General features: G+C 69.9%; 11 protein-coding genes and 1 pseudogene. 4 read left to right on the top strand and 8 right to left on the bottom strand.

The window, feature by feature from the left end:
- Positions 1–3: 3 nt before the first annotated feature.
- The 4 genes from IE290_RS04110 to IE290_RS04095 form a co-directional block, all read right to left on the bottom strand.
- Positions 4–1,638, bottom strand: a complete 1,635-nt coding sequence (locus tag IE290_RS04110; RefSeq protein ID WP_191243130.1) for an AMP-binding protein — start codon at positions 1,636–1,638, stop codon at positions 4–6.
- Between the two features lie 417 nt (positions 1,639–2,055).
- Positions 2,056–2,631: an FAD-dependent oxidoreductase gene (locus IE290_RS04105; RefSeq protein WP_191243129.1), complete on the bottom strand. Its 576-nt coding sequence runs from the start codon at positions 2,629–2,631 to the stop codon at positions 2,056–2,058.
- 203 nt (positions 2,632–2,834) lie between these two features.
- On the bottom strand, positions 2,835–3,440 hold the full coding sequence (locus IE290_RS04100; RefSeq protein WP_191243128.1) for a peptidase associated/transthyretin-like domain-containing protein: 606 nt from the start codon (positions 3,438–3,440) through the stop codon (positions 2,835–2,837).
- A gap of 2 nt (positions 3,441–3,442) precedes the next feature.
- The gene (locus tag IE290_RS04095; protein WP_191243127.1) at positions 3,443–4,138 is read right to left on the bottom strand and encodes a dioxygenase family protein; all 696 of its coding nucleotides are present in this window, start codon (positions 4,136–4,138) and stop codon (positions 3,443–3,445) included.
- Positions 4,139–4,345: 207 nt separating this feature from the next.
- Here IE290_RS04095 and IE290_RS04090 point away from each other — a divergent pair, with 207 nt between their 5' ends.
- From IE290_RS04090 to IE290_RS04075, 4 genes are all read left to right on the top strand, one after another.
- Positions 4,346–5,821: a M29 family metallopeptidase gene (locus IE290_RS04090; RefSeq protein ID WP_191243126.1), complete on the top strand. Its 1,476-nt coding sequence runs from the start codon at positions 4,346–4,348 to the stop codon at positions 5,819–5,821.
- Positions 5,822–5,833: 12 nt separating this feature from the next.
- Positions 5,834–7,123, top strand: a complete 1,290-nt coding sequence (locus IE290_RS04085) for a hypothetical protein (protein WP_229874138.1) — start codon at positions 5,834–5,836, stop codon at positions 7,121–7,123.
- Between the two features lie 94 nt (positions 7,124–7,217).
- Entirely contained in the window at positions 7,218–8,567 is a 1,350-nt protein-coding gene (locus IE290_RS04080) for an MFS transporter (protein ID WP_191243125.1), read from the top strand.
- Positions 8,568–8,603: 36 nt separating this feature from the next.
- Entirely contained in the window at positions 8,604–9,857 is a 1,254-nt protein-coding gene (locus IE290_RS04075; protein ID WP_191243124.1) for an ATP-grasp domain-containing protein, read from the top strand.
- A 49-nt stretch (positions 9,858–9,906) separates the two neighbouring features.
- On the opposite strand, the pseudogene IE290_RS04070 reads toward IE290_RS04075, so the two are convergent.
- The 4 genes and pseudogenes from IE290_RS04070 to IE290_RS04055 all read right to left on the bottom strand — a co-directional run bounded on the left by IE290_RS04070 (position 9,907) and on the right by IE290_RS04055 (position 13,261).
- A pseudogene (locus tag IE290_RS04070) lies at positions 9,907–11,179 on the bottom strand (NtaA/DmoA family FMN-dependent monooxygenase).
- Between the two features lie 35 nt (positions 11,180–11,214).
- Complete coding sequence (locus IE290_RS04065; protein ID WP_191243123.1) at positions 11,215–11,760, bottom strand: nuclear transport factor 2 family protein; 546 nt, start codon at positions 11,758–11,760, stop codon at positions 11,215–11,217.
- A complete protein-coding gene (locus IE290_RS04060) occupies positions 11,757–12,137 on the bottom strand; it encodes a nuclear transport factor 2 family protein (RefSeq protein WP_191243122.1) in 381 nt (126 codons plus the stop codon). Before IE290_RS04060 ends, IE290_RS04065 begins: the two co-directional genes overlap by 4 nt.
- An 11-nt stretch (positions 12,138–12,148) precedes the next feature.
- Positions 12,149–13,261 (bottom strand): FAD-dependent monooxygenase, encoded by a 1,113-nt coding sequence (locus IE290_RS04055; RefSeq protein WP_191243121.1) that lies wholly within the window; start codon positions 13,259–13,261, stop codon positions 12,149–12,151.
- Positions 13,262–13,292: the final 31 nt, after the last annotated feature.

Genomic DNA, 13,292 nt, shown 5'->3' with positions numbered 1-13,292 from the left:
CCATCAGCTCACCGCACCGAGCAGCCCGAACTCTTCGGCGACGCTCTCCCGCAGCTCACCCTTGGCCAGCTTGCCGCTGCCGGTGTAGGGCCACTCGGTCACGAACCGCACGTGACGCGGCACGCGGAAGTTCGCGGCCCGCGCCTTGCAGTGCGCGATGATGTCCTCCGCGCTCGCCTCGGCACCCGGGCGCAGCTCGACGAAGGCGAGTGGAACCTCGCCCAGCCTGCGATCGGGCACGCCGATGACCTGGGCCTGCTGGACGGCGGGGTGCTGCATGACCACGAGCTCGACCTCCTCGGCCGAGGTGTTCTCGCCGCCGACGCGGATCATGTCCTTCAGCCGTCCCGCGAACGTGAAGTAGCCGTTCTCGTCGAAGCTCCCGAGGTCACCGACCCGGACCCAGCCGTCGACCATCGCCTCGGCGGTGCGCTCCGGGTCCTTGTAGTACCCGAGCATCGTCATCGGGCCACGCATCCAGACATCACCGATCTCCCCCACCGGCAGCTCCTCGTGGGTCTCGGGGTGCACGATCTTCACTTCGGCACCCGTCATCGGCCTGCCCGCGCACGGGAGCCGGCGGATCTCCCAGGGCATGTCCAGGTCGCCGAGACAGCCGTTGCCCTCGGTGGCGCCGTAGAGCTGGATGAGTTCGATCCCGAACACCTCGCGGACCCGGTCCATGAGGTCCGGTGCTCCGCCGGTCCAGGCGCAGCGCAGCGAAGAGCGGTCGTACTTGTGGAAGTCCGGGTGCTCCATCTCCATCACGAACATGGTGAGGATCCCGCCGCGGGTGACGCACCGGTGCTTCTCGATCGCCCGCATCGTGCTCTCCGGGGTGTAGTAGTGCGGCACGACCAGGTTGCAGCCGATGGCGAGCGGCACGGGCAGGGTCGCAGCCCCTCCGGAGTGGTAGAAGGGCTGCGTGTTGAAGATCGCCTCCCCCGGCCGGACACCGAGCCGGAGGTACAGCTCGACGGCGAAGTTCGCCACGTGCACGTGCGTCAGCAGCGCGCCTTTCGGCGCCGAGGTCGTGCCCGAGGTGAACTGGATGTAGACGGGGTCCGACGGGTCCAGCTGCTGCTCGAGGGCCTCGACATCCACGGCCGGCGCGTCGAGCAGGGCCGCCCAGTCAAGCGTCGGGTGCCGGCTCTCGCCGATCGTGATGACACGGCGCAGCCGCGGGAGCACCTCGCTCGAGACGTGCCCACCGTCGGCGATCTCGATGCCCGGGGCGACCTGCTGGAGGAGCCCGTCGAAGTCGATGTCCAGGAAGCCGGGCTGGTAGATCAGCACCGACGCGTCGCTGTGCCCCAGCACGTGCGCGGCCTCGAACTCCTTGAATCGCGTGTTCATGGGGACGACCAGGGCCCCGATCCGCATCGCCCCCAGCGCGGTGGCCCACCACTCGAACAGGTTCGGCGTCCACAGGGCCACCTTGTCCCCGCGCCGGACCCCGAGATCGAGGAGCCCGGCGGCCACCTTGTCCGCGTACTCCTTCGCTTCGGCGAAGGTCACCTCGCGGTCGGCGAAGACCCAGCCGGTCCGGTCGCCCCATCTCGCGGCAGCGGCGTCCAGGCGGGCGGTGATCGTGCCGGTGTACAACTCATAGACAGTGCCGTCGATGTCCAAGGTCATCGCTATCCGTCTCCTTGCGGTCTTCGGGTCCCGGGACTTGCCGGGATCGGGTGCGCCCGGCTCAGTACGGCCGGGCGAGGACTGCAACGCGGGCCACCGGACGGCGCTCAGTTCCCCGCACCGTTCTTCTGCATCTCGGACAGCCGGACGCCGCCGAGGCCGATCTCCTCCACGAGGGCGACCGCGTCCTCGATCGCCATCACACCGCCAGGCGGCGAGGTGTGCCGTGGCGGCGTGCGCGGCGTCGCAGATCAACACGACGCGGCCCCGGTGCCACGGGTCCGTCGACGAGGAGCCACTCGTAGCGTCGTGCCAGCACGAACTCGTCGCCGGTCAACCGGTCGCGGATCTTCCCGAGGAAGGGCGCGGTGAACTGGCCGAGCTTTCCGCGCAGTAGCCGCCTCACCGAGGAGCTTGTCATCGGCCTGCTGCACGCTGACGTACGTCCGGTCTCGACGCCGGCCGGATTCCGCCGTCGAAGACGATGTCGACCCGGTCCGGATGCTGGACGAGGGCTTTCACGGTGACTCCGACACGGAGTCGCCCGGATGCTGGACGAGGGCTTTCACGGTGACTCCGACACGGAGTCGCGCCGGCCGTCTCCGCCGTGGTCCGCAGCACGGTGGCCAGGTGTCGGCGGTGGACGATGAGGTAGGCGGGCTTGCCGCCCGGCGGTCCGGGCACGCCCGGCGCGGCCACGACGTTCCCCGCGGAGTCGAACTGGCGCAGCGGCGGCCTCCGGTAGCTGGCGCCCGCGTCGATCACGCCGTCCCGAGCACCGAGCGCTGCGAGCGCGTCGATCGCCTGGTTCTGCAGGCCGATCCCGGCGCCCTCCACCCCCGCTCTGAGGTCGACGGCGTCGGTGCGCACCCCGAGCCGGCTCAGCCCGGCAGCGGCGGCCAGGCCGCACCCGACCACGAGCGCGGAACGCACCGGTGGCTGTCTCGCGCCCCGCGGGACTTCCCTTCCGTCAGAAACGCCGGTGTCCGTCATCGGTCGTCCGGCGACCGCGGCGCGGGTGCCTGCTCGTCCGAAGCGGGTGCGCGATCCACCTGCGCGTCGGACCACCCGCACGTCGGGCACCGGAACCGGCCTTCGCCGAGCGGGATGATCACGTTCCGGATCGTGTCGTGTCCGTTGGGACAGGTTCGTGCCATCGTCGAGTCGTTCCTCTGTCGTCGGTTCCCTGTTGCGAATCAGACGCTCAACTGCTCCCGGAAGGGACGGGACGGTGTCTCGCCGCCATCGAGCAACGACGGCTCACCCAGCGAGACGAGGAAGGCGGTCTGCCGCTCGCCGGAAAGCCGGATCTCCCAGCGGTAACCCCCGTCGTCGGGGGCCGCCAGGAGGGTCCGGCCGTCCTCGTCGTCGAGGTAGGACAGCAGCGGGTCGGCACTGTTGGCCTCGGTCTCGTCCGCGAAGTAGAGGCGGGTGCGGTGCAGCTCGGGCAGCGGAAAGACGTGCAGGATCACGTGGAAGAACGGCGCCTGGAGCCGGCCGTCCGCCAAGCGGGTCGGTTCGGGCTTGCGCACCGTGAACGCGAACTCGCCGGCGTCATCGGTCAGCGTCCGGACGAACTGATCCCCCTGCAGCACCTCGATCAGCACGTCGGGCGCGGTGATCGGCCGTTCCGCTCCGTCGACGACCCGGCCGGTGACCCGGACGGCTCCCGGCGTGCCCGGGGCCACGCCGTTCTCCGCGCCGTCGTACATCAGGGTCATGCTGGCGTACGGTCCGGGCCCCTGCGACGGGGTGAGCACCCGGTACCGGGGGTCCGTGGTCGGGTCGGTGTCCTGGCTCATAATCACTCCACATCCATCGGCGTCGCGCCGGGGCCGCGCAGCACGACGTCCCAGCGGTACACGAGCTGCAGGTAGGTGCCGTCGAGGCCGACGTCCTCCACGCGGGCGATCATCTTGTCCCGGTCGTGCTCGTACTTCTGCTGCGCGTAGACGAAGTCCGTCTCGTTGAGCGGGTCGTTCTCGAAGTAGCAGGCGGTGATGAGACGGTTCGACAGGTTCGGCCCGAAGAACGAGAAGTGCACGTGCGGTGCCCGCCACATGCCGCTCCCCGCCGGCCCGGCGTAACCGGACGGCTTGATCGTGTGGAAGACGTAGTCGCCGTTCTCGTCGGTCAGCGTCCGCCCGGTGCCGAAGAAGTTGGGATCGGTGGGCAGCCAGGGCCGGTCGCAGTACTCGTCGAGGTACAGACCACCCGCGTTGGCCTGCCAGATCTCGATGAGCGTGCCGGGCACTGGCTCGCCGTCGCTGTCGATCACCCTGCCGTGCAGCTTGATCCGCACCCCCAGGGGCGGACCGTCGCCCTTGTTCAGCAGGTTGTTGTCGTCGGGGTCGACGTCCACCCGTCCGTACACCGGACCGCTCCCGACGTGGAACCAGTCCGGCGGGAGCTCGTAGAGCTCCTTGGTGGGGATTCGCGGCCCGAAGGCCGGGTGCATCAGCGGAGAGATCATCTCCACCCTGGAGTCCGTTTCGGTCATCTCGGGATCCTCGATTCCTTCACGATGAGAGCCACATGTTCCCGGCGCGCGATCGATCCGGGCAAGAAACCAATGTCCCGGCACGAGCACACCGCGGGGCGGCCGGGGTGGAACTCAAGTACCACGACAGGTCCTCGCCCCGTGGATACCCTCGCCGAGGACGACCCGAACGCGGGGCGTTTCTCGACGACGAGGAGAGAGCACACGATGTCCGAACTCCCAGTTTCCCGGCGCCCGAGGTGCCCGGAGTACGTCCAGATCAATTCGGTGGACGACCTGCTGCCCTACCTCCGGTCGGTGGCGGACCGGCCGTACCACGCCGGTGCGCTCCACGCCACCTGGGACCTGCGGAAGGGCGAGAAAATCCTGCTGCGGACGGACAACTGGCACGATCCGCTCGTCGTCGAGGCCTGCGCGCAGGTGCTCGAGGAGTACGGCTGCGACTACGAGATCGAGACGCTGGACCGCGGGCCGCGACCCGATCTCGACGGCCATGACGAAATCGACATCATGCTGAACCTGACCGCCGAGGTGACCGCCGACATGGAGCGGTGGGCGGAAATGGACCGCAACGCCACCTACGACAAGGTCCTGTGGGGATTCGGCGGACCCGTGCTCGGCGAGGCGAACATGAAGATCGCGCGGATGCCGTTCGTCTCCCGCGAACTCGTCGCCAACCCGGGCAACCTCGTTCCCGGCGAGATCATCGCCGCCGTCGACGAGTGGACCGACAAGACGATCAAGCGCGGTGTCTCGGTCCGCGTCACGGATCCCGAAGGCACCGACCTCACCTACCAGCTCCCGGACCACTACTTCTCGCCGGACCGGTCGACCTGGAACATGGACACGGCGCTTGACTGGTGGCCGCAAAGCCCGGATCTGATCGCCGGGTACATGCCGGGCCACATCACGGCTCGTCCATTGTGGATGTCCCCGCAACCGGGTGTCGACGGCATCAACGGGGTCATCGCCGGCACGATGAACCACATCGGACCGTACCCGCACCTGCGGATGACCGTGGTTGACGGCCGGATCACCGCGATCGAGGGCGGCGGGAAGTTCGGCGACAAGCTGCGTGAGCTGGAAGAGCGCACCAAGGACATCCAGTACCCCGGCTTCCCCGGCCCGGGCCTGCTCTGGCTGTTCGAAGTCTCGATCGGCACCAACCCGAAGGTTCACCGCCCGCGCGACGGCTACCTCTCGGGCTGGGTGTGCGGCATCATCGAGCGCACGCGCAGCGGCATCATCCACCTCGGCTACGGCACCGTCGTCACGTCGGCACGCGAGGTCGAGGCCGCGAATCTGGGTTACCCGGTCGGTCACTGGCACACCCATCTGAACTTCCCCACGGTCACCGTGCGGACCCGCGAGGGCGAGGAAATCGTGCTCATCGACCAGGGCAGGCTCAAGGCTCTGGACGACCCCGGTGTCCGCGCGATCGCACAGGAGATCAGCGGCGAGGACGCCGACTACTGGCTCGACGAGGCCTGGATCCCGGCGGTTCCCGGGCTGAACTGCGAGGGCAGCTACGAGGAGTACGCCGCGGACCCGACCGCGTGGACGAAAGCCGAACTCCAGATCTGCCGGACGCAGCACCCGATGTTCATGCGCATGGTCGGCGCCGAGCACGGGAAACCACGCCCGAGCGCGGGCGGCGGCGAGGGCCACGCCTGCGGGCACTGAGAGGAGACAGCGATGAAGTTCTCCGTCGACGAGATGCGGACGCCTCCGGAGGTCTACGCCTGGAGCAGGTTCGGCCAGCAGGAGTACACGACGTTCCTCGACGAGAACCTGTCGTGGCAGGAGACCTGTTCGATCGGCGACTGGTCCTTCCTGTGGCAGCACTGGTTCCGTGGCCCGGACGTGCTGGAGTTGTTCTCCCGCTTTTCGGTCAACGACTACTCGCGCTTCGCGATCGGCCAGTCCAAACACGTCATCCACACCAACGCCGACGGCAAGGTCATCCACGAAGGCATCCTCACGCGCTTCGGCGACGAGGAGTTCATGCTGCACGGCCGCGGCGGGTTCTGGATGAGGTTCCAGGCCGAGCGCGCCGGGCTGCTGGTCAGCGTCGAGCAGGACGACTGGTTCATCCTCCAGGTCTCCGGCCCGAACGCGATCAAGGTGCTGCAGAAGCTCGACCCCTCCGAGGGGTACCTCGACACCAAGTACATGTGGGTCGCGCCGATCACGATCGCCGGCCACCAGGTACACGCCCTGCGTCAGGGCATGTCCGGGGAGGTCGGGTTCGAGTTGCAGGGGCCGGCGGAGATCAGGCAGAAGATCTACGACGCGGTGTTCGAGGCCGGGCAGGAGTTCGGCATCCGGCGCATGGGTGGCCGCATCTCGCTCATCAACCACCTCCAGGCCAGCTACCCCACGATCGCGACGGACTACATCCCCGCGATCTTCGAGCCGGACACGGCCGAGTACCTGGACTTCTTCCTGAGCAGCATGCCGCCGAACGCCAAGCCGGCCTACATCGCCGGCAGCTACCCGGGCAAGGAGATCAGCGAGTACTACCGCAGCCCGGTCGAGCTGGGGTGGTCGAAGGTCGTCCTCGGTTCCGGCTTCCTCGGCGCCGAAGCCCTGCTGGCCGAGAAGGCCGACCCGTCCCGGGTCCTGCGCACCCTGGTGTGGAACGCCGACGACGTCACCGACGTGTACGCCTCGCTGCTGCGGCCAGGCGAGCGAAACCACACCTTCATGGACATGCCACGGGATCAGAAGGGCTTCATGTGGGCCGACCGCGTGGAGGCCGACGGGAAGCTCGTCGGGGTCAGCACCTCGCGCGGCTACTCGTACTGGTTCCGGCAGATGCTCTCGCTGTGCCCGATCGACGTCGCGCACGCCGGCCTGGGCACCGACGTCACCGTGGTCTGGGGCAACCCCGGCGATCCCGAGAAACGCATCCGGGCCACCGTCGCCGCCGCGCCGTACAAGCCGAACAAGAACGCCGCCGACCTGCGCGCCGTCGCGCGATAGCGGTGGACAGCACGGAGATCAGCAGCCCTGGTCCAGGCTCTCGGCCTCGGTGCGAGCCGCCCGTCCGTGAGGTCGCCGAACTGGAGGAGAGGCAATGAGCGAACGCAGCGAGCAGGTCCGGAACATCTCGTCACCACCGGCGGTGACTCCTGAACCAGGGGTGCAGCGGCGAGCGCTCATCGCCGGGATGCTCGGAACCGGCCTGGAACTCTTCGACTGGGTGTTGTACGGAACGGCGGCGGCCGTCGTCTTCGGAACGGTGTTCTTCCCGACGGTCTCCCCCGTGGCGGGGACCTTGGCGGCCTTCGCGACCTTCTCGGCCGGGTTCATCGCCCGCCCGCTGGGCGGGGTCGTGTTCGCCCACGTCGGCGACAAGTTCGGCCGCAAGCGGGTCCTCCAGACGACCGTGCTGATGATGGGTGGCGGGACCGTCCTCATCGGACTCGTGCCGGGCTACGCGCAGATCGGCATCGCCGCACCCGTGCTGCTCGTGCTGTTGCGGCTGGTGCAGGGCGTCGCGGCCGGAGGTGAGCTCGGGGGCGCCGTCGCGATCGTCCTGGAACACACTCCGGAGGACCGGCGGGCCACCCGTGGTGCGCTGCTCGTCGGCGGCGGAGTGCTCGGCGCGGTGCTGGCGTCCGCGGCGTTCCTCACCACGTCGCTCGTCTTCACCCGCGAGACGTTCCTCGCGTGGGGCTGGCGGATGCCGTTCCTGCTGAGCGTGATCGTGCTCGTGGTGGGCCTCTACATCCGCGCACGGATGCAGGAGTCACCCGCGTACACCAAGATGGTCCACGAGAAAGCGGTGGAGAAGACGCCGGTGCTCGCGGTGCTGCGCAAGCACCGGGTGACCGTGCTGCTGGTCATCGCCGTGACGGCCGCGCAGTCCGGCGTCGCGTCCCTGCTGTTCACCTTCACACTCGGGTATCTGGCGACGTTCCTCAAGATGTCACAGGCGTTCAGCCTCGGGATCTCGGTCATCGTCAACGTGGCGCTCTTCGTGTCCTACGTCGTCGGTGGCCGGCTCGCGGATTCCTTCGGCCGCCGTCGCACGATGGCCGCCGGGTTCGCGCTGTGCATCGCCGTGGCGTTCCCGTTCTTCCTGCTGCTCGACACCAGGACCGTTGCCCTCATCCTCGTGGCCGTCACGCTGCTGGCGGCGGGTGCCGGGCTGGTCGGCGGGCCGATGGTGACCCACTTCGCCGAACTGTTCCCGCCGCAGGTGCGGGTCAGCGGGTTCTCGCTCGGCTACCAGACCGCGGTGATCCTCGGTGGCGGGCTGGCGCCCTCGATCGCGGGGTCGCTCGCCGTCGTGGGCGGAGGATCGTCCTGGGGACTCGGCGTCTACATCGCCGCGGCGTCCGCGATCGGGCTGCTCGCCCTGGTGTTCCTGCGGGACGCAGCGGGACCACGGGCCGCACCGGCTGGTTTCACCCTCCCCTGACCCGGCTCCGCCACCCCACTGACCGGAGGTCGTGCGATGTCCCCGCACTCAGCCACCACTGACCGGCCGGTTCTCGTGCTCGTCGACTACATTCCCTTCATGGGCCCGATCGAGATGCTCACCGGCCTGGCCCACGGCGACTTCGAGTACCACTTCGTCTTCAGCATGCGCACCCGGTGGGATGCGCGGACCGCACGGGATCTCCGCGCGCGCGGGTACGCCGTCGACTCGCTCGACGACGTCATGCGGGATCCGTCGAGGCTCGCGCATTGTGCGGGCATCACCAGCGTCGGTGACACCACGCTGCGCGAGACAGCGCGGATCGCCGAGGCCCTCGGGCTGCCGCATTACCACTCGACGGCGGTCGCGGACACGATCAGCGAGAAGGTCCGGCAGCGTCGCGCGTTCGCCGACCACGGTGTCCCCCAGCCCGGCTGGATCGAGGTCGACTCCGGCGACCGCGACTGGTGGCTCAAGGTGCCCTCGGCCCTGAGCGCCCGTCCGATGGTCGCGAAGCCGAGCCGCGGCTGGGGAAGCAGCGGAGTGGTTCGGGTGACCGGCCTCGACCAGGCCCGCGCCGTGGTCCGGCCGGGCAGCGGCACCTGGCTGCTGGAGGCGGAGATCACCGGCGGCGGCCACCCACTGGGCGACTGGCTGTCGGACTGCTTGTCCGTCCAGACCATGTCGGTCGACGGCGTGACGCACCTGCTGGGAGTCATGGACAAACCGCCGACGGCGCCGCCGTTCAAGCCGACCGGAGACGTGGTCCCCTCCATCCTCCCGGCGGAACTGCGGCGGGAATGCGAACAGGTCGCGCTGGCCGCGGTGGCCGCGCTCGGCGTCCGGAACGGCTGGTGCCACACCGAGCTCAAACTCGGCGACTCGGGTCCGCAGGTCCTCGAGGTCAACGGCCGCATGACGTCCACGATCCACGACGCGTGCGTGCGCCTGTACGGCACGAACCCGATCCGGACCTGGTTCGACGTCGTCCTCGGGCACCGCCCCGCAGTCCCGTCCTTCGACTACGGCAGCCGTGTCGTCTGCCAGTACCTGCCTCCCGCTCCGGCCGCCCCGGTGGACATCCGGGCGGTCCTGGACACCGTCGTGGAGCTGGAGACGTTGCCCGCCGTGTTCGACGTCCGGGTGCTGCACACCGACGGGCTCGCCGGCGACACCGGGACGTCGGTCACGACCGCCCCGCTCGCGGTCTGGATGGACGTCGCCGGACCGGCCGAGCTCCGGTCCACGCTGGACAAGGTCAAGGACCAGCTCGCCGCCGTCGGGCTGTAGGGGCGGGTACCGAAGCCGGCGCGCCGGCCGGCCGCACGACCACCGGGTCTCAGGGGCTGCTCGGCCGCGGGAGTCCGAGGTTCTCGCGCAGGGTCGCGCCCCGGTAGCCGGATCGGAACAGGCCACGCCGGCGCAGTTCGGGGACGACCTCGGCGGCCAGCACGTCGAGCGACGGACCGAGATCGGCGAAGACCAGGTTGAAGCCGTCGGCCGCGCCCGTCGTCACGTACTTCTCGACGTGGTCGGCGAAGGCCCGCGCCGAGAAGGCCCTCGCCCCCGCGCGGGCCGACACCTGCATCGCCTGGCGCAACGTCAGCCCCTGCTCGCGGACGAGCGCCAGGAAGTGCTGCTGGACCCCCGTGCTCCCGGACTCGGTCACCGGGATGCCGGGCAGCGGCTCGTCGAGCGGATAGCCGGTGACGTCGTGGAACAGCAGCACCGACAGGCTCTCCAGCCCGGGGACCGGGTCGACGAGACTGTCCAGCAGCGCCAGCCGCTCGTCCGCCTCGTCCTGGCTCCGGCCGAGGACCAGCGCGGTGTTCGACAGAATCTTGACGGGCGCCGGCCGGCGCCCGTTGTCCGCCGCCAGGTCCTTGCTCTCTCCGGAGAACCGGCGTGCGGCCGCGACGGTCGGCTGCATGGACAGGACGAGATCGCCGTACGTCGCGGCGAACGCCCGACCCGTCGGCGACGAGCCCGCCTGGGCGAGCACCGGGTGCCCCTGCGGAGGACGCGATCGACAGCGGCCCGCGCACCGAGAAGTGCTTGCCCTCGTGCTCGAGCGGGTGCAGCGCCCCGGGCCGGTGGAACACCCCTTCCTGCCGGTCCCGGACGAACGCGTCGTCCTCCCAGCTGTCCCACAGCCCCCGTGCGACGTCGACGAATTCCGCCGCACGCTCGTACCGGTCCGGCGGACCGACGGGGGACCCACCGAAGTTCCCGGCCTCGGCGGGGTTGCCCGAGGTCACCACGTTCCACCCCACGCGCCCACCCGACAGGTGATCGAGCGAGGCGAACGCGCGGGCCAGGCTGTAGGGCGTGTTGTAGGTGGTGTTGCCGGTGATCACGAACCCGATCCGCTCGGTGGCCTGGGACAGCGCCGCGCAGAGCGTCATCGGCTCGAAATGCGAGTTGGTGGCTGACCGGGCGTGGGCCTCCGCGGATCGACCCCACAGCGCCAGGGAATCCGCGATGAACACGCCGTGCAGCGCGGCTTCCTCGGCCTTGCGCGCCGAGCGGACGAGCGCGGGCAGGTTGAGACCCGGGTCCTCCGGCGCGGCGGGATCCCGCCAGGCCGCGAGGTGGCCGCCGCCGAGACTCATGTGGCACAGCATCAGGATCGTGTCGTGCTCGCCCATCACGGCACCCGCACCCGGTTGACGGACTCCGGCCGGACGAGCCGGCCGGCGTCACTCGTGCCGCGGGGCGGAGCCGCGGCGTCCGGCGGAGCTGGGAAGTCCTCGACGACCGTGTCGATCCGGCTGGGCAGGAACATCGTCACCCGGTGCGCGATCCGCCACTCGCCGTTCCGCCGTTCGAACCGGTCGCTGTACTGACCGAAGGCCACCGCGTCGCGGAGACCGTGCCCGTGCCGGGGCGGCTGCCGGTGGCGGGCGAGCACGAGTGTCTCCACGTAGGCGACGTCCGGGGAGACGAACTCGTACTCCTGCTGGCCGAGGAAGTGGGTGGTGGCGATCTCCGGCGGAAGCACCTGGCGGAGCATCTCGATCAGGCCGTCGACATCGCCCACGTACACGCCGTGGTCGTCGAGCGCGTCCGCGAAGAAGCACGACCGGACGAGATCGAAGTCCAGCCGGTCGCATCCGCGCGCGAACCGGTTCGACACCGCCCGGATCTCCGCCTCGGCGAGGAGGCGCTCCAGCGCGGCGGTGTCGACGGTCATCCCTGCGCCGCCTGGAAGAACGCCTCGGCGGGCTTGGTGTCGCAGTACTCGCGGGTGCTGGTGATGCGCCCGCCGTCGACGACGAACAAGTAGTGGACGCTGTTGCGGTAGTGACCGCCGTTCGTCAGCGAGCCCTCGACCACGGCCTCGACGGCGACCCGAGCGCCTTCGGCCGTCGTGCCGAGCACGTCGACCCGCAGGTCGGTGAACAGGGTCGCGAGCATGCCGTAGAGCTGGGCCGTCGCTTCCTTGCCATGCTCGGCTCCGTCGGCCGACCGGTAGGTCGCGTCGTCGGCGGTGAGCGCGAGCGCACCGGCGAAGTCCCGCGACGCGAACCGCCGCAGGTACTCCACGGCCACCTCGGTGGACGTCTGCATGGCGTCTCCTCTCAGTAGGGCCGGCTGAGCAGCTGCAACGCCGGCCAGCGCACGGCGCCCATTTCGTCGGCGGACGCGCCGTCGCGCTGCATCCCGGACAGCCGGACGCTCGTCTCCACCACGGTGTGGCACCGGGGAAAACGCCGGGAATGGAACCTGTCGAGCAGGACCTCCAAGGGCTCGCCGGAGGCGATCTCCTCCGCCAGGACCACGGCGTCCTCCAAGGCCATCACCCCACCCGAACCGAGGTGGGCGGTCGTCGCGTGTGCGGCGTCGCCGATGAGGACGACGCGGCCCCGGTGCCACGGCCCGTCCACCATCAGCCACTCGTACCTCCGCACGAGCACGGACTGGTCGTCGGTGAGCCCCCGGGCCAGCGCGGTGAGGTAGGGGGAGCTGAACTGCTCGAACTTCTTGCGCAGCAGCGCGCGCCCCTCGGCATCGCTGAGCAGGCTGTCGTCGGGGTGCTGGACACTCACGTAGGTCATGTCGTCGTGCATCGGCACCACGACCATCTCGGTGTCCTGGCCGTAGTAGAAACCGGCCTCGCCGCGTGGCGCGCCCACCGGCAGCCAGCGGAGGCTGACCGTGCCCGTCGACAGCGGCCGGACCTCGTCGCCGAAGACCATTCGCCGCACGGTGGACCGCAGCCCGTCCGCACCCACCACGAGGTCGTAGCTTCCCCGGGTGCCGTCGGTGAACCCGACGTCGACACGGTCTGCGTGCTGGTCGAGACGGTCGATGCTCACCCCGATCCGGACGGTCGCGCCGGCCCGCTCCGCGCACCGGCGGAGGATCTCCGCCAGCCGGGGGCGGTAGACGATCAGGTACGAGGGCTTGCCGTCCGGGCGCGGCGGGACCGGCGGGGCCGAGACGAGATCACCCGCGGCATCGAAGAACCGCAGCGGGGCCTGATCGTAGGCCGCGCCGATCGCCACCACCTCGTCGAGCGCGCCGATCGCATGGAGCGCATCGATGCCCCGGTTCTGGACGCCGAGGCCGCTGCCCTCCGCGCCTCCGGTCAGGTCGACGACCTCACAGCGGACGCCTGTCCTGCCGAGCGCCGCGGCGGCGGTGAGCCCCGCGATACCACCACCCACGATGAGAACCGAACCAACGCCCATGGTGACCTCTCCTGTCGAGCCGAGCGGGAAG

It is taken from the genome of Amycolatopsis deserti (genome assembly GCF_014653945.1).
Lineage (GTDB): Bacteria > Actinomycetota > Actinomycetes > Mycobacteriales > Pseudonocardiaceae > Amycolatopsis_E > Amycolatopsis_E deserti.
The sequence above is the reverse complement of the archived record's forward strand: the minus strand, read 5'-3'. Positions and strand labels throughout refer to the sequence as shown.

Bases quoted from the DNA above. Each gene is read 5' to 3' on its own strand.
- IE290_RS04110 (WP_191243130.1), bottom strand. From the start codon at position 1,638: ATGACCTTGGACATCGACGGCACTGTCTATGAGTTGTACACCGGCACG.
- IE290_RS04105 (WP_191243129.1), bottom strand. From the start codon at position 2,631: ATGACGGACACCGGCGTTTCTGACGGAAGGGAAGTCCCGCGGGGCGCG.
- IE290_RS04100 (WP_191243128.1), bottom strand. From the start codon at position 3,440: ATGAGCCAGGACACCGACCCGACCACGGACCCCCGGTACCGGGTGCTC.
- IE290_RS04095 (WP_191243127.1), bottom strand. From the start codon at position 4,138: ATGACCGAAACGGACTCCAGGGTGGAGATGATCTCTCCGCTGATGCAC.
- IE290_RS04090 (WP_191243126.1), top strand. From the start codon at position 4,346: ATGTCCGAACTCCCAGTTTCCCGGCGCCCGAGGTGCCCGGAGTACGTC.
- IE290_RS04085 (WP_229874138.1), top strand. From the start codon at position 5,834: ATGAAGTTCTCCGTCGACGAGATGCGGACGCCTCCGGAGGTCTACGCC.
- IE290_RS04080 (WP_191243125.1), top strand. From the start codon at position 7,218: ATGAGCGAACGCAGCGAGCAGGTCCGGAACATCTCGTCACCACCGGCG.
- IE290_RS04075 (WP_191243124.1), top strand. From the start codon at position 8,604: ATGTCCCCGCACTCAGCCACCACTGACCGGCCGGTTCTCGTGCTCGTC.
- IE290_RS04065 (WP_191243123.1), bottom strand. From the start codon at position 11,760: ATGACCGTCGACACCGCCGCGCTGGAGCGCCTCCTCGCCGAGGCGGAG.
- IE290_RS04060 (WP_191243122.1), bottom strand. From the start codon at position 12,137: ATGCAGACGTCCACCGAGGTGGCCGTGGAGTACCTGCGGCGGTTCGCG.
- IE290_RS04055 (WP_191243121.1), bottom strand. From the start codon at position 13,261: ATGGGCGTTGGTTCGGTTCTCATCGTGGGTGGTGGTATCGCGGGGCTC.